Source organism: Sphingobacterium shayense (assembly GCF_013179575.1).
Taxonomy (GTDB): domain Bacteria; phylum Bacteroidota; class Bacteroidia; order Sphingobacteriales; family Sphingobacteriaceae; genus Sphingobacterium; species Sphingobacterium shayense.
In genome coordinates, this window is record NZ_JABMCQ010000360.1 from 1 (window position 1) to 519 (window position 519).

Here is a 519-nt window from a genome sequence, read left to right on the forward strand (position 1 = left end):
CGCGGTACTGTTGTGACCGGTCGTGTAGAGCGCGGTATCGTCAAGATCCAGGAAGAAATCGAGATCGTTGGTCTGCGTGATACCACCAAGACCACCTGTACTGGTGTTGAGATGTTCCGCAAGCTGCTCGACGAAGGTCGTGCTGGCGAGAACTGCGGTGTACTGCTGCGCGGCACCAAGCGTGACGACGTAGAGCGTGGTCAGGTTCTGGCCAAGCCAGGCACCATCAAGCCGCACACCAAGTTCGAAGCTGAAGTGTACGTTCTGTCCAAAGAAGAAGGTGGTCGTCACACTCCGTTCTTCAAAGGCTACCGTCCACAGTTCTACTTCCGTACTACCGACGTAACCGGTTCGTGCGAACTGCCGGAAGGCGTTGAAATGGTAATGCCGGGCGACAACATCAAAATGGTTGTCACCCTGATCAAGCCGATCGCCATGGAAGACGGCCTGCGCTTCGCAATTCGCGAAGGTGGTCGTACCGTTGGTGCTGGCGTGGTTGCCAAGATCGTCGAGTAATCG

The 519-nt window shown here is 56.1% G+C and carries 1 protein-coding gene; it reads left to right on the forward strand.

Going from position 1 to position 519, the window contains the following annotated elements; all coding sequences use genetic code 11:
* Positions 1-516 (forward strand): EF-Tu C-terminal domain-related protein (locus HP439_RS19360; RefSeq protein WP_246229434.1); only part of this gene is annotated, 516 nt, incomplete at its 5' end.
* Positions 517-519: the final 3 nt, after the last annotated feature.